This is a genomic window from Variovorax trehalosi (genome assembly GCF_051216415.1).
In the GTDB taxonomy this organism is placed as follows: Bacteria; Pseudomonadota; Gammaproteobacteria; order Burkholderiales; family Burkholderiaceae_C; genus Variovorax.
Map to the genome: position 1 here is coordinate 202370 of NZ_JBPJZG010000006.1, position 20102 is coordinate 222471.

18 protein-coding genes are annotated in these 20102 nt (G+C 67.5%); 10 read left to right on the forward strand and 8 right to left on the reverse strand.

All coding sequences use genetic code 11. The features are described from left to right. Positions 1-27 precede the first annotated feature (27 nt). Complete coding sequence (murJ, locus tag ACSFA7_RS22985; RefSeq protein WP_435501504.1) at positions 28-1581, reverse strand: murein biosynthesis integral membrane protein MurJ; 1554 nt, start codon at positions 1579-1581, stop codon at positions 28-30. Between the two features lie 117 nt (positions 1582-1698). On the opposite strand from murJ, the gene rpsT reads away from it, so the two are divergent. Further along, positions 1699-2013: a 30S ribosomal protein S20 gene (gene rpsT / locus ACSFA7_RS22990; RefSeq protein ID WP_007831346.1), complete on the forward strand. Its 315-nt coding sequence runs from the start codon at positions 1699-1701 to the stop codon at positions 2011-2013. Between the two features lie 105 nt (positions 2014-2118). Here the strand turns inward: rpsT and ACSFA7_RS22995 are convergent, their stop codons facing one another. Further along, positions 2119-2523: a DUF3579 domain-containing protein gene (locus ACSFA7_RS22995; protein ID WP_435501505.1), complete on the reverse strand. Its 405-nt coding sequence runs from the start codon at positions 2521-2523 to the stop codon at positions 2119-2121. A 160-nt stretch (positions 2524-2683) separates the two neighbouring features. Between ACSFA7_RS22995 and ACSFA7_RS23000 the strand changes: the two genes are divergently transcribed. The 8 genes from ACSFA7_RS23000 to ACSFA7_RS23035 all read left to right on the forward strand — a co-directional run bounded on the left by ACSFA7_RS23000 (position 2684) and on the right by ACSFA7_RS23035 (position 11096). Further along, the gene (locus ACSFA7_RS23000) at positions 2684-3892 is read left to right on the forward strand and encodes an aspartate aminotransferase family protein (RefSeq protein ID WP_435501506.1); all 1209 of its coding nucleotides are present in this window, start codon (positions 2684-2686) and stop codon (positions 3890-3892) included. Continuing rightward, positions 3889-4833: an ornithine carbamoyltransferase gene (gene argF / locus ACSFA7_RS23005; protein ID WP_435501507.1), complete on the forward strand. Its 945-nt coding sequence runs from the start codon at positions 3889-3891 to the stop codon at positions 4831-4833. Before ACSFA7_RS23000 ends, argF begins: the two co-directional genes overlap by 4 nt. 26 nt (positions 4834-4859) lie before the next feature. Beyond that, positions 4860-5177 carry a YkgJ family cysteine cluster protein gene (locus ACSFA7_RS23010; RefSeq protein ID WP_435501508.1) on the forward strand — a complete coding sequence of 106 codons (318 nt, stop codon included), beginning with the start codon at positions 4860-4862 and terminating at the stop codon, positions 5175-5177. A 75-nt stretch (positions 5178-5252) separates the two neighbouring features. After that, positions 5253-5900, forward strand: a complete 648-nt coding sequence (gene kynB / locus ACSFA7_RS23015) for an arylformamidase (protein ID WP_435501509.1) — start codon at positions 5253-5255, stop codon at positions 5898-5900. 133 nt (positions 5901-6033) lie between these two features. Further along, complete coding sequence (gene kynU / locus ACSFA7_RS23020) at positions 6034-7320, forward strand: kynureninase (protein WP_435501800.1); 1287 nt, start codon at positions 6034-6036, stop codon at positions 7318-7320. Further along, positions 7317-8165 (forward strand): tryptophan 2,3-dioxygenase, encoded by an 849-nt coding sequence (gene kynA / locus ACSFA7_RS23025; protein WP_435501510.1) that lies wholly within the window; start codon positions 7317-7319, stop codon positions 8163-8165. The genes kynU and kynA overlap by 4 nt, the downstream gene beginning before the upstream one ends. Positions 8166-8386: 221 nt before the next feature. Then, a complete protein-coding gene (locus tag ACSFA7_RS23030) occupies positions 8387-9772 on the forward strand; it encodes a reverse transcriptase family protein (protein ID WP_435501511.1) in 1386 nt (461 codons plus the stop codon). 73 nt (positions 9773-9845) lie between these two features. Further along, complete coding sequence (locus ACSFA7_RS23035) at positions 9846-11096, forward strand: SMI1/KNR4 family protein (RefSeq protein WP_435501512.1); 1251 nt, start codon at positions 9846-9848, stop codon at positions 11094-11096. A 12-nt stretch (positions 11097-11108) separates the two neighbouring features. Here ACSFA7_RS23035 and ACSFA7_RS23040 read toward each other — a convergent pair whose 3' ends face one another. The 5 genes from ACSFA7_RS23040 to ACSFA7_RS23060 all read right to left on the reverse strand — a co-directional run bounded on the left by ACSFA7_RS23040 (position 11109) and on the right by ACSFA7_RS23060 (position 15551). After that, the gene (locus ACSFA7_RS23040; protein ID WP_435501513.1) at positions 11109-12293 is read right to left on the reverse strand and encodes an FAD-dependent monooxygenase; all 1185 of its coding nucleotides are present in this window, start codon (positions 12291-12293) and stop codon (positions 11109-11111) included. A gap of 167 nt (positions 12294-12460) precedes the next feature. After that, a complete protein-coding gene (locus ACSFA7_RS23045) occupies positions 12461-12739 on the reverse strand; it encodes a DUF6587 family protein (RefSeq protein WP_435501514.1) in 279 nt (92 codons plus the stop codon). A gap of 34 nt (positions 12740-12773) precedes the next feature. Next, positions 12774-14669, reverse strand: coding sequence for a ferrous iron transporter B (feoB, locus tag ACSFA7_RS23050; protein WP_435501515.1), 1896 nt, complete (start codon positions 14667-14669; stop codon positions 12774-12776). Continuing rightward, the gene (locus tag ACSFA7_RS23055; protein WP_435501516.1) at positions 14662-14967 is read right to left on the reverse strand and encodes a FeoA family protein; all 306 of its coding nucleotides are present in this window, start codon (positions 14965-14967) and stop codon (positions 14662-14664) included. Before ACSFA7_RS23055 ends, feoB begins: the two co-directional genes overlap by 8 nt. A gap of 125 nt (positions 14968-15092) precedes the next feature. Next, the gene (locus ACSFA7_RS23060) at positions 15093-15551 is read right to left on the reverse strand and encodes a metallophosphoesterase family protein (RefSeq protein WP_435501517.1); all 459 of its coding nucleotides are present in this window, start codon (positions 15549-15551) and stop codon (positions 15093-15095) included. A 69-nt stretch (positions 15552-15620) separates the two neighbouring features. Here ACSFA7_RS23060 and ACSFA7_RS23065 point away from each other — a divergent pair, with 69 nt between their 5' ends. Then, positions 15621-17105, forward strand: coding sequence for a C13 family peptidase (locus ACSFA7_RS23065; RefSeq protein ID WP_435501518.1), 1485 nt, complete (start codon positions 15621-15623; stop codon positions 17103-17105). Between the two features lie 12 nt (positions 17106-17117). Here ACSFA7_RS23065 and ACSFA7_RS23070 read toward each other — a convergent pair whose 3' ends face one another. Beyond that, a complete protein-coding gene (locus tag ACSFA7_RS23070; RefSeq protein ID WP_435501519.1) occupies positions 17118-19985 on the reverse strand; it encodes an aconitate hydratase in 2868 nt (955 codons plus the stop codon). Between the last annotated feature and the right edge of the window lie 117 nt (positions 19986-20102).

The window sequence follows — 20102 nt, forward strand, 5'->3', positions numbered from 1 at the left end:
GCGTATTGCCAGGTATCGCCAAGCAGCTCAACGGCGCATGAAACTGCGCAGCCGCACCCCGACCGCCGCCAGGATGGCGAAATAGATCACCGCGGCGCCCGCAACGAGCGCGGCCAGCAGGCCGATGCGGTGCAGGGGCTGCGCGCGCAGGCCGATCCAGTTGAACCAGTTCGCGCCCCACGCCAGGAAAGCCGCCAGCACCAGCGTGCCGGCCAGCACCTGCAGCGTGAACTTGCCCCAGCCGGGTTCCGGCTTGTAGCTGCCGCGGCGCACGAGACCCACCAGCAGCCAGGTCGCATTGACCAGCGCGCCGATGGCGATGGTGAGCGTGAGCGCCGCATGCTGCAGCACCGGCACCAGGAAGAAATTGAGCACCTGGGTGAAGACGAGCACGCCCACGGCGATCAGCATCGGCGTGCGCGTGTCCTGCTTGGCGTAATAGCCGGGCGCAAGGATCTTGATGGCCACGATGCCGATGAGGCCCACGCCATAGCCCATCAACGCCAGGGTGGTGCGCTTGACGTCCTCGTCGCCGAAGGCACCGTTGTGGAAGAGCACGGCGACCAGCGGCTGTGCGAAGAGCAAAAGCGCGATGGCACAGGGGGCCGAGAGCAGCACCACGAGGCGCAGGCCCCAGTCGAGCAGCGACGAATAGCGCGCGTCGTCCTTGGCGGCGCGAGCGCTGGCCAACTGCGGCATGAGCACGACGCCGAGCGCCACGCCGAGCATGGCGGTCGGAAATTCCATCAGGCGGTCGGCGTTGGTCACCCAGGTCACGCTGCCGGTTGCCAGGTGCGAGGCGATCTGGGTGTTGATGAGCAGCGATATCTGCGCCACGCTCACGCCCAGCAAGGCGGGGAGCATCAGCTTCATCACCTTGCGGGTGGTCGGGTCGGTCCAGGCGGCGCGCAGCGCCTTGAAGCTCGTGCCGACGCGCGGCATCAGGCCCAGGGCGCGCAGCGCCGGAATCTGTATCGCCAGTTGCAGCACCCCGCCGACCAGCACGCCCACGCACTGCGCATAGATCGGCTCGATGCCGTAGTGCCGGAACAGCGGCGCGCCGGCCACGATGGAAAAGATCAGCGCCAGGTTCAGCAGCACCGGCGACGCCGCAGGCACCGCGAACTTGCGCCAGGTGTTGAGGATGCCGCCCGCCAGCGCCACCAGCGACATGAAGCCGATGTACGGGAACATCCAGCGCGTCATGACGACCGCCGCGTCGAAGCCGTTCAGGCCGCTGGCCATCGCCCAGACCAGCAAAGGCGCTCCGACCACGCCGGCGACGCACACCACCAGCAGGGTCCAGGTCAGCAGCGTGGCGACGTGGTCGATCAGTTCCCTGGCTCCCTCGTCGCCCGCTTCCGTCTTGCGCCCGGCCAGCACCGGCACGAAGGCCTGGCTGAAGGCGCCTTCGCCGAAAACCCGCCGGAACAGGTTCGGGATGCGAAAAGCGACGTTGTAGGCATCGGTCAGCGCGCTGACGCCGAACATCGAGGCGAAAAGCACGTCGCGCACGAGGCCCGTGATGCGCGAGGCGAGGGTCAGGAGGGAGACGGTGGAGGCGGATTTGAGCAGGGACACGGGGGCGAGTGTAGGGCCCCGAAAGCGCCCGAAATGGCCCGATTCGGAGTAAAAGCCGACCCGGCCTATAATGGAGGGCTTTGCTGCATCATCCTCAGACACCTAAGGAACTAAATCATGGCATCCGCCAAGCCCAAGAAAAAGAACCCGCGCCTCGCCTCCGGCCGTAAGCGCGTCCGCCAGGACACCAAGCTCAACGCTGCGAACACCTCGCTGCGCTCCAAATACCGTACCGCGGTCAAGAACGTCGAAAAGGCTGTTCTGGCTGGCGACAAGACCAAGGCAAGCGAACTGTTCGCGAAGGCCCAGAGCATCGTCGACACCGTCGCCGACAAGGGCATCTTCCACAAGAACAAGGCAGCCCGCGACAAGAGCCGCCTGTCGGCCAAGGTCAAGGCCCTCGCCCTCGCGCCTGAAAAGGCCGCCGCCTGACACCTGTCAGGCAAGCCCGGACCGGAATTCTCCAGTCCGCCGTTTGATCGGGGTGCGCTGCAGCAAAGTGTAAAAAACCGCCTTCGGGCGGTTTTTTCATGGGCGTCAGGTTTTGGGTTGCTGCTCGACGGGAATCACCGGTGCAGCGGGGTCCGAGCGCACCACGGCGGCCACTGGGGTCTGCGCGGCCTTCGGCACGGCCGGTGCGGGCGGCGCAGGGGACACCTCGGACACCTGCAGGTCGTTGTCCTTGGCGAAGTTCACGCAGAAGTCCCAGGCCATGGGCTCGGCATCGCGCAGGTCGCGGTTGACGATCACGCACTTGACCCCGTTGATGGTGGTCGGCTCGCACCACGGCGAATAGCTCAGGTAGCTGCCCGGAAAGGCGCCCCCGGGCCGGAAGGAGCTCATGACGCCGGCCAGCCGCTCGGCCCAGTCGCTGGGGCGGAAAGTCCGGCCATCTCGGGTGATGCCCTGGATGAATATCTCTTTGGCGGTGGGGGAAATCATCGTTGAATGAAGCGACCTGAGCAGGTGCTGCGGTGCAGCAACGGATTCTATCCGGGGCACTTTTTGCATCCTGAAGGGCTGGCATTGCTGTGATGCGGAATCCTCAACGAAGCCGTCAAACCGCACGCCTAGAATCCGCGTTCCCTATCTGGAGAACCCAATGAGCGCTACCGCCCAACCCACCTCGCCCCACGTCATGAACACCTACGGTCGCCTGCCGATCGCACTGTCGCATGGCCAGGGCTGCCGAGTCTGGGACACCACGGGCAAGGCCTACATCGACGGACTGGGCGGCATCGCCGTCAACACGCTGGGCCACAACCACCCCGAGCTGGTGCCCGCGCTGCAGGACCAACTGACCAAGCTGATCCACAGCTCCAACTACTACCACGTGACCGGCCAGGAGCAGCTCGCCGCCAAGCTGACCGAGCTGTCGGGCCTGACCAACGCATTTTTCTGCTGCACCGGCCTCGAGGCCAATGAAGCTGCCCTGAAGCTGGCCCGCAAGTTCGGCCATGACAAGGGCATCGAACGCCCCGAGATCGTCGTCTACGAAGCCGCCTTCCACGGCCGCAGCATCGCCACCCTGTCGGCCACCGGCAACCCCAAGGTGCAGGCCGGCTTCGGCCCGCTGGTCGAGGGCTTCATCCGCGTGCCGCTGAACGACATCGAGGCCCTGAAGAAGGCCACCGAAGGCAACCCGAACGTGGTCGCCGTGTTCTTCGAAACGATTCAGGGCGAAGGCGGCATCAACCCGATGCGCGTGGACTACCTCAAGCAGGTGCGCGCCCTTTGCGACGAGCGCGACTGGCTCATGATGATCGACGAAGTGCAATGCGGCATGGGCCGCACCGGCAAGTGGTTCGCCCACCAGTGGGCCGGCATCAAGCCCGACGTGATGCCGCTGGCCAAGGGCCTGGGCTCGGGCGTGCCGATCGGCGCCGTGGTGGCCGGCCCCAAGGCCGCCAACATCTTCGGACCGGGCAATCACGGCACCACCTTCGGCGGCAACCCGCTTGCGATGCGTGCCGGCGTGGAAACCATCCGCATCATGGAAGAGCACAAGCTGCTTGAGAACGCCGCCACCGTGGGCGCGCACCTGAAGGCCGCGCTGGAACGCGAAATCGGCAGCCTGCCGGGCGTGAAGGAAATCCGCGGCCAGGGCCTGATGCTCGGCATCGAGCTCGACCGCCCCTGCGGCGTGATCCTGAACCGCGCCTGCGATGCCGGCCTGCTACTGAGCGTGACCGCCGACAGGGTGATCCGCCTCGTACCCCCGCTCATCCTGAGCATTGCCGAGGCCGACGAGATCGTCGCGATCCTCGCGCCGATCGTCAAAAACTTCCTGTCGGAGCCTGCCGCGCAATGACGACCGCTTCCTCGCTCGCCTCGCCGCCGGCCATTCGGCACTACCTGCAGTTCGCCGACCTCACCGCCGACGAGTACGTCTATCTCTTCGATCGCATGGCGATCATCAAGAAGAAGTTCAAGACTTACGAAAAGCACCAGCCGCTGGTCGACCGCACGCTGGCCATGATCTTCGAGAAAGCCAGCACGCGCACCCGCGTGAGCTTCGAGGCCGGCATGTACCAGCTCGGCGGCAGCGTGGTGCACCTGACCACCGGCGACAGCCAACTGGGCCGCGCCGAGCCCATCGAGGACAGCGCCAAGGTCATCAGCCGCATGGTCGACATCGTGATGATCCGCACCTACGAGCAGACCAAGATCGACGCCTTCGCCGCGCACTCGCGCGTGCCCGTCATCAACGGCCTCACGAACGAGTTCCACCCCTGCCAGATCCTGGCGGACATCTTCACCTACATCGAGCATCGCGGCTCGATCCAGGGCAAGACGGTGGCCTGGGTGGGCGATGGAAACAACATGGCCAACACCTGGCTGCAGGCGGCCGAGATCCTGGGCTTCACGGTGCATGTGAGCACGCCCAGCGGCTACGAGGTGGACCAGTCGATCGCCGGCATCCGCTCGGGCGACAGCTACAAGGTCTTCAAGGACCCGATGGAAGCCTGCCGCGGCGCCGACCTCGTCACCACCGACGTGTGGACCAGCATGGGCTACGAAGCCGAGAACGAGGCGCGCCGCAAGGCTTTTGCCGACTGGTGCGTCGACGAAGACATGATGCGCATCGCCCAGCCCGGCGCCCTCTTCATGCACTGCCTGCCCGCGCACCGCGGCGAGGAAGTGCAGGCCGAGGTCATCGACGGCCCGCAGTCGGTCGTGTGGGACGAAGCCGAGAACCGCCTCCATGCCCAGAAGGCGCTGATGGAGTTCCTGCTGCTCGGCAAGCTCTGAGCAGCTGAAGAAGAAGGCGCGGCCGCGTGTCCCATTGCCAGCAATGCGGCGCCTGCTGCGCCAGCTACCGCGTCGACTTCAGCGTGCATGAACTCGACGACAACGGCGGCCGCGTGCCGTCGGGCCTGGCGGTCGAGGTGAACGACGCCCTCTGCCGCATGCGCGGCACTGACCACACGCCGATGCGCTGCGCGGCGCTCACCGGGAAGATCGGCCAAGCGGTGGCCTGCGGCATCTACGAATGGCGACCCAACCCGTGCCACGAGCTGCAGTCCGGCAGCGACGCCTGCGAACGGGCGCGCGCCCGGCACGGCCTCCCTGCGCTCTCGTCGCTGGATTCCTGAGCCACATCATCTCGTCACATCGTATGTTGTAAATAACCGACACCACGCCCCCTCGCCCGGCGCTAACTTCGCGCCATGCGTTCTCTGCAACCCCAACCCCGCGTCTGGGACATCTCCCCCCCGGTGCATGAAGGCGCGCCGGTGTTCCCCGGCGACACGCCCTACCAGCAGCGCTGGGCCGCGACCATTTCGCCGGACTGCCCGGTCAACGTCAGCGAGATCAAGCTCTCGCCCCACGTCGGCGCGCACGCCGATGCGCCCCTGCACTACGACCCCGAGGGCCAGACCATCGGCAATGTCGATCTCGCGCCCTTCCTCGGCCCGTGCCGGGTGATCCATGCCATCGCCAAGGGGCCGCTGATCGAGTGGGAGCACATCGCGCATGCAGTGACGAGCGACCTGCCGCCCCGCGTGCTGGTGCGCACCTACGCCACCATGCCCGTCGGCCACTGGGACCCGCAGCTCGCCGCCTACGCGCCCGCCACCGTCGAGCGCCTGGCCGCGATGGGCGTGAAGCTCATCGGCATCGACACCGCCAGCATCGACCCGGCCGACAGCAAGACGCTGGAGAGCCACCAACGCATCCGCCGCCTGGACCTGCGCGTGCTCGAGAACCTCGTGCTCGACGCCGTGCCCGAGGGCGACTACGAACTCATCGCGCTGCCGCTCAAGCTGGTGAGCGCCGATGCCTCCCCCGTTCGCGCCGTGCTGCGCAGTCTATGAATCTCCCCCAGTCTTCGCGCACTTCGTGTCGCTACGCCAACCCCCTCGCCGGGGGCAACACCAGCGGCCCGGCAAAGCCGGTTCCGCGGTGTTCCACGACCGAAGCATCGCCAACCCCGACCCCACAAAACCCATCATGACCCTCGACGATTGCCGCGCGCTCGACGCGCAAGACCCGCTGCGCGCCCTGCGCGATCAATTCACCATTCCTGCCGACGTTCTCTACCTCGACGGCAACTCGCTCGGCGTGATGCCCAAGGCGGCGCCCGCACGCATCGCCGAAGTAGTGACCAAGGAATGGGGCGAAGGCCTCATCCGCTCGTGGAACACCGCGAGCTGGTTCGACCTGCCGCAACGCCTGGGCGACAAGGTGGCCCGGCTCATCGGCGCCGCGCCCGGCGAAGTGGTGTGCACCGACAGCACCTCGGTCAATCTCTACAAGGTGCTGTTCGCCGCCCTCTCGCAGCAAAAGGACAGCGGCCGCAAGCTGGTGATCAGCGAGCGCAGCAACTTCCCGACCGACCTCTACATCGCCGAATCGCTGTGCCGCGAGCGCGGCTTCACGCTCAAGCTCATCGACGCGAGCGAACTGCAAGGCCCGGATTCGGTGCTGACCGACGAGGTGGCCGTGCTGATGCTCACGCACGTCAACTACCGCACCGGCGCCATGCACGACATGAAGGCCATCACCGCCGCCGCGCACGCGGTGGGCGCGCTCACGGTGTGGGACCTCGCGCACAGCGCGGGCGCCGTGCCCGTGGCGCTGAACGACAGCAATGCCGACTACGCGATCGGCTGCGGCTACAAGTACCTGAACGGCGGCCCGGGCGCACCGGCCTTCGCATGGGTCAACACCCGGCACGCGGGCCAGTTCGAGCAGCCGCTGTCGGGCTGGTGGGGCCACGCGGCACCCTTCGAGTTCACGCCGCACTACCGGCCCGCACCGGGCGTGGGTCGCTACCTCTGCGGCACGCAACCGATCATCGCGCTGGCAGGTCTGGAGTGCGGGCTCGACACGGTGCTCGCCGCCGAAGCCTTCAACAAGGACCAGGGCGCGATGGCCGCGCTGCGCACGAAGTCGCTCGCGCTCACCGATCTCTTCATCAAGCTGGTCGAAGAACGCTGCGCGGGACAAGGCCTCTCGCTCATCACGCCACGCGACCACGCGCAGCGCGGCTCGCAGGTGTGCCTCAGCCGCGACGAAGGCGCCTACGCCATCGTGCAGGCGCTGATCGCGCGCGGCGTGATCGGCGACTACCGCGCCGGCGATTCGCAGATGCCCGACATCCTGCGCTTCGGCTTCACGCCGCTGTACATCGGCTTCGAGGATGTGTGGAACTCGGTCGAACACCTGGTGCAGGTGCTCGAGACGGGCGAGTGGCGACGCGAAGAATTCAACCGCAAGAACGCAGTGACATGACCGCCGAAAAACACACCGAGAACATCGTCCACGAAGAGAAGGCGCAACTGGACTTCAGCAAGTCCATGAGCTACGGCGACTACCTGCACCTGGACGAGATCCTCAACGCCCAGCACCCGCTCTCGCCCGCGCACGACGAGATGCTGTTCATCGTGCAGCACCAGACCAGCGAGCTCTGGATGAAGCTGATGCTGCACGAGCTGCGCGCAGCCACCACCTGCATCGCCGATGAGAAGCTGGCCGACGCCTTCAAGAGGCTCGCGCGGGTGAGCCGCATCATGGAACAGCTGGTGAGCGCATGGACCGTGCTCTCGACCATGACGCCCCCCGAGTACACGGCGATGCGCCCCTACCTCGCCAACTCCAGCGGCTTCCAGAGTGCTCAGTACCGCTGCATCGAGTTCGCGCTCGGCAACAAGAACGCCGCGATGCTCAAGCCACATGCGCACCGCGCCGATCTGCTCGCGCAGGTCGAGGCGGCCTACCGCTCGCCATCGCTCTACGACGAGTCGCTGCGCCTCCTCGCGCGCCACGGCCTGCCGGTGCCTGCCGACCGGCTGGAGCGCGACTGGACGCAGCCTTATGAATCGAGCGACGGCGTCGAGGCGGCCTGGCTCGTGGTCTACCGCAACCCGCACGACCACTGGGACCTGTACCAGCTCGGCGAAAAGCTCACCGACCTCGAAGACGCCTTCCGCCTCTGGCGTTTCCGCCATGTGACGACCGTCGAACGCGTGATCGGCTTCAAGCGCGGCACCGGCGGCACGGGCGGCGTGAGCTACCTTCGCAAGATGCTCGATGTGGTGCTGTTCCCCGAGATCTGGAAGCTGCGCACCGACCTCTGAGCGTCACAGGCCGCGTGCAACAATCGCCGCGGCACCGGACCTTCAAGACTCGACAAGGCAGGCGATTCGTCGCTTTCCTTGTGCTGCGGGGCACCCCCGCGGTGGATGGATGGGTACGCATTTCGGCGCGTGAGCGGGACTGCGCTATCGCGCAGCGCAGCTAGCGCATCACCGGCTGGTTGAAGGGCCGGTTGCCACCTTCGTTCCACTTCACCGCCTTCATGACGCGCGAACCGAGCTACAGGGAATGGATTGCACGCGGCCTCGCGCATGCCCTGCTGGCCGATGCGAGGCAGCCGGGCGGCACCGCGCCGAATGCGTTGCGTGCGCGGGCCGAAGCGGCACTGGGCGCCGATCCGCCGTGGCTGACGCTGCTGGCCGAAGAACTCGGCAAGCGCTCGCTCGCGACATGGGAGCGCACCGATCTTCCCGGGCTGACGCAGGCGATCCTCGACACGCCGGCGCTGGAGCTGGCCTTCGAACAGGACGAACTGCCCCGCATTCGCCGGCTCATCCTGCGTCCGGCCGACATGCTCCCGCGCCCGATGGGCCTCGACCACTTCGCCTTGCCTCGGCTGCCCACACTGGCCGATCTCGCGCAGTGGCTCGAACTCGAACCCGACCGCCTCGCGTGGCTCACCGCCGCATCGCAGTCCTTCCGTGCGCCGGACACATCGAGCCCGCGCCCCGCATCGCACTACCGCTACCAGATGCAGTCCAAGCGCCTCGGCGGCCTGCGGCTGCTCGAGATTCCCAAGGCTGACCTCAAGCGTGTGCAGCGCCGCATCCTCGACGACCTGCTGCAGCAGATACCGGTGCACGAGGTGGCCCATGGCTTCGTGCAGGAGCGCTCGGTCGCGAGCCATGCGGCCGCGCACGTCGGCAAGGATGTGGTGATCGGCTTCGACCTGCGCGATTTCTTTCCCAGCGTTCGCGCATCGCGCGTGCATGCGCTGTGGCGCACGCTGGGCTATCCCGAAGGCGTGGCGCGCGCGCTCACCGCGCTGTGCACGCACCGCACGTCGACGGCGGTGATCGAGCGCCTTCGCGACGACGGCGGGCTCGACTGGATGGGCGCCAAGCGCCTGGCCGAACCGCATCTGCCGCAGGGCTCGCCCTGCTCGCCCGCGCTGGCGAACCTCTGCGCCTTTCGCCTCGACCTGCGGCTCGAAGGACTGGCGTGGGCCTTCGGCGCCACCTACACGCGCTATGCGGACGACCTCGTGTTCTCGGGTCCTGCGACGCTCCGCGGGCAGTTCAACGCGCTGCGTGCCTGGGTCGACGGCATCGCTGCCGACGAAGGCTTCGCGTTTCATCCGCGCAAGGTGCGCTGCATGCCGCGGCACCACCAGCAGCGCGTGACGGGCGTGGTCGTGAACGAGAAGGCGAACACGCCGCGCGTCGACTTCGACCGGCTGAAGGCGGTGCTTCATCAGTGCGTGCTGCACGGCCCCGCAAGCCAGAACCGCGCGAAGGTGACCGACTTCCGCGGCCACCTGCTGGGCCACATCGCGTGGATCGGCCAGTTCAATCCGGCGCGCAAGGCAAGGCTGATGCGCCTCTTCGAACGCATCGAATGGCCAGTCGTCCCGCAATCGGCGGGCTGAACGCTCGCATGTACCGGTTGCCACACCCGCGCAAAGCGCTACATTTTTGGCAACAACGACGGAGGCTACTGCCATGCACAACATCCGGTTCTCACCCGACGAGATCTCCACCTTGCGGGCACACGGCGTCGTGCTGTTCGCGGATCGCGTGATCTTCGATGCGCAGCCGCCGATGCCGGCGCAGCAGATCGCGGCGGTACAGGCCCTCTGCGCCGGACCGATTCCCGAGGCGCTGGTCGCGTTGTGGCAAGAGACGGCGGGCGGCCGCCTCGACTACGACCTAGCGCTGCCGATGAACGGCAACATCGAAAACGTGAGCTGGTCGGAGCTGTTCTGGGACGGCAGCGACGGCTACCGCGACCTGCAGGGCTGGATCGAGCATGAGCAGGCGCTGGCCGAAGACGCCGCCGCCGAGAGCGGCACGCCCTGGAGCGGCAAGATCACCCACCTGCCCTTCGGCGGCTTCGAGTACCTCGACCGGATCTACACCGTGGTCGAGTCCGGCGAAGCATACGGCCGGGTCATCGCATGGAAGCAGGGCCTGCCGCCGGCCTGGACGCACGCACTGCACGAAGACACCCTGAGCACCGTCGCGCCGGACCTGCACGGCGCCTTCGCGGCGCTGCACCTGGACGAAGACCCGCTGGCCCCCACGAGCGACTACTTCTCGGGCCAGACCCTGCTGCAGTACCTGGACGACCGCCACCAGGACCACGGGCTGGACCTCGACCTGATGGACAAGCTGGTCACCTTCTACTGCCGCGCGGTGGTCGACTGGCGCACGCCACTGGCGGACGGCACGCTGCGCCATCATCCGGCGCTCGCGCGCGCGGCGCTGCACCACGCGATCGCGACCGACGATGCGCAGCTGGTGGCCGAGCTGGCGGCTTCGGGCGTGAGCTTCGACGGGCCGCAGCAGGGCAGCGCCCTCGCGACCGACGTTGCGCTGAGCCAGAGCGCCTTCGCAGCGGCTGCGGCCCTGGTGCGCGCGGGCGCGCCGGTGGCGGTCGATGCCTTGCGCAGCGTCGATGGCCAGATCGCGCCCGAACTCACGAGCGCGCTGCTGGCCAACGGCGCCGAGCCGAGCGTGGCAGCCATCGTCAAGTGCGTGGCCTGCGGCGCCCCCGCAAGCGCGCACCTGATCGCCGATGCCTGCACCGAAGCCGGCATCGACGTGCCGCCGGCCTTTGTCGCGGACCGCGACGCGATGCTGACGGAACTGGAAACGACGTTGGTGAAAGTGCGCGATGGCTCGCTCGGCCACTACCTCGGGCCGGAAGGCTTGGCGGAACGCATCGAGCACCTGCAGACCTTCAGGCTCTGAAGGCCGGAGCGCTCAACCGCCGTACAGCCAGGGCTGATCAAGCAACCGCGCACCGAGCGTGCGCATCGCGAGGTCGCGCCCCAGGCGCACAGCGCCGGTGGCATGGAAGACCTCGCCGTTGCGCCGCGCGCGCGCCTGCACCTGCGCATTGCGCTGCCAGCGCGCCTCGGCGTAGCGCGCGAAGGCTGCGGGCACGTCGGCCGCGGTGCCATCGCCGAGCGCATCGGCCAGTGCGACCGCATCCTCGATTGCCATGCCGGCGCCCTGCGCGAGGTACGGCACCATCGGGTGCGCCGCATCGCCCACCAGCGCGACGCGCTCGTGCGCCATGTCGGCGGCAGAAGTCAACGGCGCGCGGTCGCTGAGCGACCAGGCGCGCCAGCCGGGCATCGCTTCGAGCAGCGCCTGCAGGCCGCCGCCGCTGCGGCCCGTGGCCTGTTGCAGGGCCGCGATGCTGCTGGACTGGTCCCAATCGCGCGCATCGCCGGCCGGGGCGGATTCGGCGATCACCACCACGTTGAGCCAGTCGCCGCCACGCACCGGGTACGCCACGGCGTGGAGATGCGGGCCCAGCCACACATCGACCTGCTGGCGCCGCAGCGCCGCGGGCAAGTCCGCCTGCAAAGCCAGCGCGCGCCAGGCCGTGTGGCCGGTGACGCGTGGCGGCTCCGCGGCGGAGGGTGTATCGAGTTGCCGCCGCACCAGGCTCCAGAGGCCATCGGCACCCACCAGCGCCTCGCCCTCCCAGGCGCGGGCGTCGGCGCTCGAGACGCACACGAGGTCGTCGCTGGTCTCGACCTGCCTGATCTGCGCGGCAGTCACCAGCGTACCGATGCCGCGCGCACGCACCGCTTCGAGCAGCAGTGCATGCAGGTCGGCACGGTGTGCACAGAAGTAAGGAGCGCCGTAGCGTTGCTGCATCGCATCGCCCAGTGGAAGGCGGGCCAGCACGGCATCGCTGCCGGCGCTGCGGACCACCAATGCGTCCGGGCGCGCCGCGATCTTCGCGAGGCCCGTGCCCAGGTCCAATTGTTGAAGGCGCCGCGTGACGTTGGGACCGAGCTGCACGCCGGCCCCGATCTCGCCGAAGACCGGCGCCTGCTCGAAGACATCGGCGCGGTGCCGGCCCCGCGAGAGCGCCAGCGCCGTGGCCAGCCCCCCGATGCCGCCCCCGGCGACGAGGATGTGCGTGGGCATCGGACTCAGAGGCTGGGAGGTAATTCGGCGTGACCGAGCAGCCCCCGCAAATGGCTCCAATCAAGGCGCAAAGCACAGCCATAGCTCGGGCTATGGCGAGCATTTGCAACGCGGAGTGGGGCCATTTGCGGGGGATGAGCGGTCATGCCGGATTGCCTCTCAGCCTCTCAGCTGTTCGAGAGGGGCTTGTCGGCTTGCGTGGCGTTGGTGTTGCCGGGCTTCTTGGGGGTGCAGCTGCCGCAGCTGTCGCAGGAGCCGCAACCCGAAGTCTTGGCGAGCGAGGCGGCCAGCTGGTTGGCGCGCTCCTGGTCGACCAGGCCGGCGCGCTGCGTGCCGGCCGCCAGCTTGTGGGCCGCGCTGCGCCGCCAGCCGGCGGGCATCCAGCGCCAGACCGCATAGAACGCGGCCGCCGCGACGATCAATCCGACGATCAGTTGTTGCGTCATTTCTTCTTCAAACCTTTCAGCGTCAGGAACGGTTTTAACCCGCTCCGAGTGCCACCGCAACGTGGTAGGTGATGAAGCACGCCGCGTAGGCCAGCGCGAACAGGTAGCCCGCCATGATCCACACGTACTTCCACGACGCCGTCTCGCGCTTCACCGCGGCCAGCGTCGAGATGCACTGCGGCGCGAACACGTACCAGACCAGCAGCGACAGCGCCGTTGCCAGCGACCAGCTGCCGGCGATGAGCGGCTCGAGCGCGCCGGCCACGTCGTCGCCGGTGGCCGAGAGTGCGTACACCGTGCCCAGCGCACCCACCGCCACTTCGCGCGCCGCCATGCCGGGCACCAGCGCGATCGAGATCTGCCAGTTGAAGCCGATGGGCGCAAAGATGTATTCGAGCCCGCGGCCGATCATGCCGGCCAGGCTGTACTGGATGGCCGGGCCGGTCGCGCCTTCGGGCGGCGACGGGAAGGTCGACAGGAACCACAGCAGGATCGTGAGCGTGAGGATGATCGTGCCCACGCGCTGGATGAAGATCCACGCCCGCTCGTAGAGGCCGAGCGCCAGGTTGCGCAGGTTTGGCCAGCGGTAGGCGGGCAGCTCCATCAGGAGCGGCGAATGCTGCGTGCTGTCGCGAAAGCGCTTCATCACCCAGGCCACGGCCATCGCCGAGACGATGCCGAACACGTACAGCGCAAAGAGAACCACGCCCTGCAGGTTGAAGACGCCGCCCACGGTGCGCGCCGGAATGAAGGCCGCGATCAGCAGCGCATACACCGGCAGCCGCGCCGAACAGGTCATGAGCGGCGCGATCATGATGGTCGTGATGCGGTCGCGCCAGTTGCTGATGGTGCGGGTCGCCATCACGCCCGGAATGGCGCAGGCAAAGCTCGACAGCAGCGGAATGAACGAGCGGCCCGACAGGCCCACGGTGCCCATCACGCGGTCGAGCAGGAAGGCGGCGCGCGGCAGGTAGCCCGAGTCTTCGAGCGCGAGGATGAAGAGGAACAGGATCAGGATCTGCGGCAGGAACACGATCACGCCGCCCACGCCCGCGATCACGCCGTCGACCAGCAGGCTCTGCAGCATGCCTTCGGGAATGGCTGTTTTAAGCAGGTTGCCGAGCGCCTCGGTGCCAGCCTTGATGGCGTCCATCGGCACATTGGCCCAGCTGAACACGGCCTGGAACATCAGGAACATCGTGACGGCCAGCACCAGCATGCCCCACACCGGATGCATCACCACGCGGTCGATGCGGTCGCTGGTGGCGAGGCTGCCGACCGGCTCCTTCACCGCGAGGCCAAGGATGCGGCGCACCTCGCGCTGTGTGGCGAGCACGTCGTCCAGGCCCGGCGCCTGCCAGGGCTGCGGCGCGGCGGCGGCGACCGGGGCGTCGAGCGCTTCGAGCAGGTTCTTCGCGCCGCCGGTATGGACGCCGACGGTTTCGATCACCGGCACGCCCAGCTCGCGCGAGAGCACGGCGGTGTCCACCGCAATGCCCTGCTTCTTGGCCATGTCGGTCATGTTGAGCGCGACGACCATTGGCAGGCCCAGCTTCTTCGCCTCGAGCACGAGGCGCAGGTTCAGGCGCAGGTTGGTGGCGTCGGTCACGCACACCAGCAGGTCGGGCAGGGCTTCGTTGCTCTGGCCGGTGACGATGTCGCGGGTGACGGCCTCGTCGGCGCTGAGCGCGTTCAGGCTGTAGGCGCCCGGCAGGTCGAGCACGAAGACGCGGCGGCCCGAGGGGGTGCGGAGAGTGCCTTCCTTGCGCTCGACGGTCACGCCGGCGTAGTTGGCGACCTTCTGGCGGCTGCCGGTCAAGAGGTTGAAGAGCGCGGTCTTGCCGCAGTTCGGGTTGCCGAGCAACGCGATGCGTCCCGGCTGGGCGGTGGGGGCGAAGCCACCGGGTCCCTGGATGACGGCTTCAGCCATGGTTGGCGGCTCCCGGTGTGACATGGATCAACGCAGCCTCGTGGCGGCGCAATGCGAAGGTGGTGTGCCCCAGGCGCACTGCCAGCGGCTCCCGGCCCGGAATGCCGCTCGCGACGATGCGCACCGCCTCGCCCGGCACGAAGCCGATTTCGGTCAGGCGCAGCACGAGCTCGCGGTCGTCCGCGCCCTCGGGGCGGGCCACGTCGAGCACGGTGGCCCATTGGTTGTTCGGAAGCTGGTCGAGGCGCAGGGCGACGGCGGTGGAGGCCGGCGCGGTGCCGAAGTCGTTGGTTCGCACGGTGGGGCGGCGCCCTGGATATCCGGACGCACCTGTAAGCAAAACCTAGATGCTATCAATTCTCAATTGCGAAGACCTGACTAAAGCCCTATGACCTCGCGGATCAGGTCTTTCCAGCGGCGGAATCAGGCCAGCTCGACGATGCGCGCCGACACCGCATCGCCATCGACGATGAGTTCGGCAACGGCGATTGGCAATTTGAATCGCCGCGGGCCGGCGCTGCCCGGGTTGACGTAGAGCACGCCGCCGCGCTCTTCGACCTTCGGCTTGTGGGAATGCCCGGAGACCACCACGCGAACGCCGGCGCCGGCGGGATCGATGTCGATCTGCGAAAGGTCGTGGATGGCATAGATGACCACGCTTCCCACCTTCAGGAATTCCATCTCCGCAATGCCATCGGCCCAAGGTTCCCGGTCGTTGTTGCCCCGCACGACCGTCAACGGCGCGATGGCCGCGAGCGCCTCCAGGATGCCGGCGTTGCCGATGTCTCCGCCGTGCACGATGAAATCGCTGCCCTGCAGGAAGGCGGTGGCTTCGGGCCGCAGGAGGCCGTGCGTGTCGGAGATGAGGCCGATGCGGTGCATAGGATGAAAGTTCTTCTCGCTAACCCGAAGGTGCGGCAATGCGGGTCGGGGACGCCGCTTGGCAAAGGCATGATCGCCGCCATGCCCGAGGACATCATCGCACCCCCCACCCTTGCCGAAACGCCCGAAGCGGCATCGGCCCTTCCCCCTTCGCCACCTGCCGAACCACCCGTTGCGCCGCGCGCGAACCTGCTGCACTGGGTCGCGGCGGGCCTGCGCACCGCCTTCCTGCAGCCGCCGCGCATCGAAGCCGCGCCCGCGCCCTGGCAACTGTTGCTGCTCGTGCTGCTGCCGGAGCTGCTGTGGATCGGCCTCGGCCGCTTCGAGGTGCGCGGGCCAGCCGAGCTCAGCCCCACGGTCGCGCTCTACCAGTTCTGGATGTGGGGCGCGCTCGCGTGGCTGGGCTGGGGCGCGTTGCAAGGCGGGCCGAGCCGGCTCGCACGCTGGCTGGTGCTCGCCACCTGGGCCTCGTTCCCGGTCAACCTGCTGTTCATGAGCCTGACGCTCGCCCTCACGTACGGCTGGTCACCCGCATTTCTCAAGAGCACGACAAACGTCTGGCTGGTCTACGGCTTCGGCTATGCGTGGATGCTGCTCGCGATCACCCGCCTCACGGTGCGCGAGGCCGTCGTGCGCTGGCGGATCGCCTTGTCCGTGCCCGGGCTCGTGGCGCTGATGGCGCTGGGTTTCTGGCAGTCGCTCAACATGCAGGAACGTGTCTGGCACGTCGACTACGCCGCCGCAGCGGCGGCCCAGCCCCGGCGCCCGAGCCTGGAACTCACGCAGGAAGTCTTCGAGCAGCAGCAGGCGCTGTGGGAGCACGCCGTGGCCGGCATCGGCGAGCGGCAGCCGGGGCAGGTCAATGTCTATGGCCTCGTGTTCGCGCCCTACGCCGCCGAAGACGTGTTCCTTCGCGAAAGCACGATGGTCGCCAAGCTGCTCGAAGAGCGCTTCGATGCGAAGCAGCGCGTGCTGCATCTGGCCAACCACGCGACCACCGCCGACACGCTGCCCTGGGCCACGCCGCTCAACCTGCAGCGCGCCATTGCAGCGCTCGGCCAGCGCATGGACCGCGAGAACGACCTGCTCGTGGTCTATCTCACCTCGCATGGCGCGCAAGACCACCAACTGGCCGCCACGAACGGCGCGTTGACAGTGCCGTGGCTCACGCCCGAAGACCTGCGCAAGGCCCTGGACGACGCTGGCATCCGCCACCGCGTGCTGGCGATCTCGGCCTGCTATTCGGGCGGCTGGATCGAACCCCTGGCGAACGACGACACGCTGCTGATGACCGCCGCCGACGCCACGCACACCTCCTACGGCTGCGGGCGCCTGTCGGACCTGACTTTCTTCGGCCGCGCGATGTTCGACGAGGAACTGCGCAAGACCCGCTCGTTCGAAACCGCCTTCGCAGCCGCTGTGCCGGTGATCAAGCAGCGCGAGATCGACGCCGGCAAGGACGACGGTTTTTCCAACCCGCAGATCAGCACTGGCGAAAAGATCCGCCCGGTGCTCGACCAGCTTGCGCGGCGGCTCGATGCCGCCGGCAAGTAACGCGAGCGCCGATCAGGCGGCGAGCAACTGACGCAGCACGAACGGCAGGATGCCACCGTGCTTGTAGTAATCCACCTCGATCGGCGTGTCGATGCGAAGGCGCACCGTCACCTCCTGGTGCGTGCCGTCGGGGCGGTGCACGACCAGCTTCACGTCCATCTGCGGCTTGAGTTCGCCGCCGATCACCACGTCGATCTTCTCGTCGCCGGTGAGGCCCAGCGTCTGCCACGAATCGGCGCCGCGGAACTGCAGCGGCAGCACGCCCATGCCGACCAGGTTGGCGCGGTGGATGCGCTCGAAGCTGCGCGCCACCACGGCCTTGATGCCCAGCAGTTGCGTGCCCTTGGCAGCCCAGTCGCGCGACGAGCCGGTGCCGTACTCCTCGCCGCCGAACACCACGGTGGGGGTGCCCTCTTCCATGTACTTCATGGCGGCGTCGTAGATGAACATCTTCTGGTTGCCCGGCTGGAACAGCGTGACGCCGCCCTCTTCCTGCGTGCCGTTGGCGTCCGGCGGAATCATCAGGTTCTTGATGCGCACGTTGGCGAAGGTGCCGCGCATCATCACGTCGTGGTTGCCACGCCGCGAACCGTAGCTGTTGAAGTCGGCCTTGGGCACGCCGTGCGCCTTGAGCCAGATGCCCGCGGGCGAACTTTCCTTGATCGAGCCGGCCGGCGAGATGTGGTCGGTGGTGATCGAGTCGCCGAAGAGCGCCATGATCCGCGCGCCCTTGAAGCCCGCGTCGGTGGCGTGCGGCTTCATCTTGAAGCCCTCGAAGAACGGCGGCTCGGCGATGTAGGTTGACTTGGGCCAGTCGTACACCTGGCCGTCGGTGCCCTTGATGCTGCTCCAGAACTTGCCCGGGTCGGTCTTGACCTTGTCGTAGTTCGCGCGGAACGACTTGGCGTTCATCGCAAAGCGCAGGTTCTGGTCGATCTCCTTGGGCGTGGGCCAGATGTCGCCCAGGTACACGTCCTTGCCGTTCTTGCCCTTGCCCACGGGCTCGGTCATGAGGTCGGTCATCACGTTGCCCGCGATCGCGAAGGCCACCACCAGCGGCGGCGAGGCCAGGAAGTTGGCCTTCAGGTTCGGATGGATGCGCGCCTCGAAATTGCGGTTGCCCGAGAGCACGGCCGCGCCGATCAGGTCGTTCTTGGTGATGGCTTCGTTGATCTCGGGCGTGAGGTCGCCGGCATTGCCGATGCAGGTAGTGCAGCCGTAGCCCGCGAGGTAGAAGCCCAGCTTCTCCAGGTAGGGCAGGAGGCCCGCCTTCTCCAGATATTCGGTGACGATGCGCGAGCCGGGGGCGAGCGACGTCTTGATGTGCGGCTTGACCGTGAGGCCCGCCTCCACCGCCTTCTTGGCCAAGAGGCCCGCCGCGAGCATCACGCTCGGGTTGGAGGTGTTCGTGCACGAGGTGATGGCCGCGATCAGCACGTCGCCGTTGCCGATGGTGACCTGGCCCTTGGGCGCGGGCGGCGCCGTGGCGCTGGTGTGGGCGGCAGCCTTGGTCGAGCGGTTGGCGACCATCTCCACCAGCTCGCGCGGCGACCCGGCCGGCGGCGCGGCGGCCTCGTCGTCATTGCCCTGGCTGGCGGTGACCAACGGATAGCGCTGCTTGAGTTTCTCGGCCGGCTGGTTGAAGCCGTTGGCGTCGTTGGGCTTGCTGTAGAGCTCGGAGAACTTGGTGGCCAGGTGGCCCAGGTCGATGCGGTCCTGAGGGCGCTTGGGACCCGCGAGGCTCGGCGACACGGTGCCCAGGTCGAGCTTGACGATCTTGGTGTAGTCGATGTCGCCCGGCGCAGGCATGCCGAACAGGCCCTGCGCCTTGTAGTAGGCCTCGAAGCGTTCGACCTCCTCCTTGGTGCGGCCGGTGCCTTCGAAGTACGCCACCGTCATCTCGTCGACCGGGAAGAAGCCCATGGTCGCGCCGTATTCGGGCGCCATGTTGCCGATGGTCGCGCGGTCGGGCACGGCGATCGAGGCGGCGCCGGGGCCGAAGAATTCGACGAACTTGCCGACCACTTTTTCGGTGCGCAGGATGGCGGTGACGTACAGCACCAGGTCGGTGGCGGTGACGCCTTCGCGCAGCTTGCCGGTGAGCTCGAAGCCCACCACGTCGGGCGTGAGCATGTAGACCGGCTGGCCCAGCATCGCGGCCTCGGCCTCGATGCCGCCCACGCCCCAGCCGACCACGCCGATGCCGTTGATCATGGTCGTGTGGCTGTCGGTGCCGACCAGCGAGTCGGGGTAGTAGGTGGACACCTCGGCCTTGTCGTGCGGGCTCTTGTAGACGCCGCGCGCAAAGTATTCGAGGTTGACCTGGTGCACGATGCCGAAGCCCGGCGGCACGACACGGAAGGTATCGAAGGCCTGCATGCCCCACTTCATGAACTGGTAGCGCTCGTTGTTGCGCTGGAACTCCAGCTTCATGTTGAGGTCGAGCGCCTTGGGGGTGCCGTAGTAGTCGACCATCACCGAGTGGTCGACCACCAGGTCCACCGGCACCAGCGGCTCGATGGTCTTGGGCGACTTGTTCAGCTTGGCGGCCACGCTGCGCATGGCGGCCAGGTCGGCCAGCAGCGGCACGCCGGTGAAGTCCTGCAGCACCACGCGGGTGACGACGAACGGGATCTCGTCGGTGCGCTCCGCATTGGGCGCCCAGTGGGCCAGCTCTTCGACATGCTTGGGCGAGACCTTCTGGCCATCGCAATTGCGCAGCACCGATTCGAGCACGATGCGGATCGACACGGGCAGCCGGTCGATGGTGGGGTATTGCTTGGCCAGCTCCTTCAGGGACCAGTATTTGCCGGACTTGCCCGATGCGGTCTTGAAGGTCTTGAGGGTGGACGCAAAGGCGTGAGCCGGTGCTTTGGCCATAGAGGAACTCCTGTTGTTTCGTGGAAGCTCCTCAAGGATAGCGGGGATCAATGTCAATTGTTGTAGTCGGTCTTCCCCCTGAGGCTCTCCCCGCGCCGGGCGCCTCAGGGCGAGAAA

What these genes read in the sequence shown, in the direction of transcription:
- rpsT (WP_007831346.1), top strand. Translation starts at nt 1,699, where the DNA reads ATGGCATCCGCCAAGCCCAAGAAAAAGAACCCGCGCCTCGCCTCCGGC.
- ACSFA7_RS22995 (WP_435501505.1), bottom strand. Translation starts at nt 2,523, where the DNA reads ATGATTTCCCCCACCGCCAAAGAGATATTCATCCAGGGCATCACCCGA.
- ACSFA7_RS23000 (WP_435501506.1), top strand. Translation starts at nt 2,684, where the DNA reads ATGAGCGCTACCGCCCAACCCACCTCGCCCCACGTCATGAACACCTAC.
- argF (WP_435501507.1), top strand. Translation starts at nt 3,889, where the DNA reads ATGACGACCGCTTCCTCGCTCGCCTCGCCGCCGGCCATTCGGCACTAC.
- kynB (WP_435501509.1), top strand. Translation starts at nt 5,253, where the DNA reads ATGCGTTCTCTGCAACCCCAACCCCGCGTCTGGGACATCTCCCCCCCG.
- kynA (WP_435501510.1), top strand. Translation starts at nt 7,317, where the DNA reads ATGACCGCCGAAAAACACACCGAGAACATCGTCCACGAAGAGAAGGCG.
- ACSFA7_RS23030 (WP_435501511.1), top strand. Translation starts at nt 8,387, where the DNA reads ATGACGCGCGAACCGAGCTACAGGGAATGGATTGCACGCGGCCTCGCG.
- ACSFA7_RS23035 (WP_435501512.1), top strand. Translation starts at nt 9,846, where the DNA reads ATGCACAACATCCGGTTCTCACCCGACGAGATCTCCACCTTGCGGGCA.
- ACSFA7_RS23040 (WP_435501513.1), bottom strand. Translation starts at nt 12,293, where the DNA reads ATGCCCACGCACATCCTCGTCGCCGGGGGCGGCATCGGGGGGCTGGCC.
- ACSFA7_RS23045 (WP_435501514.1), bottom strand. Translation starts at nt 12,739, where the DNA reads ATGACGCAACAACTGATCGTCGGATTGATCGTCGCGGCGGCCGCGTTC.
- feoB (WP_435501515.1), bottom strand. Translation starts at nt 14,669, where the DNA reads ATGGCTGAAGCCGTCATCCAGGGACCCGGTGGCTTCGCCCCCACCGCC.
- ACSFA7_RS23060 (WP_435501517.1), bottom strand. Translation starts at nt 15,551, where the DNA reads ATGCACCGCATCGGCCTCATCTCCGACACGCACGGCCTCCTGCGGCCC.
- ACSFA7_RS23065 (WP_435501518.1), top strand. Translation starts at nt 15,621, where the DNA reads ATGATCGCCGCCATGCCCGAGGACATCATCGCACCCCCCACCCTTGCC.
- ACSFA7_RS23070 (WP_435501519.1), bottom strand. Translation starts at nt 19,985, where the DNA reads ATGGCCAAAGCACCGGCTCACGCCTTTGCGTCCACCCTCAAGACCTTC.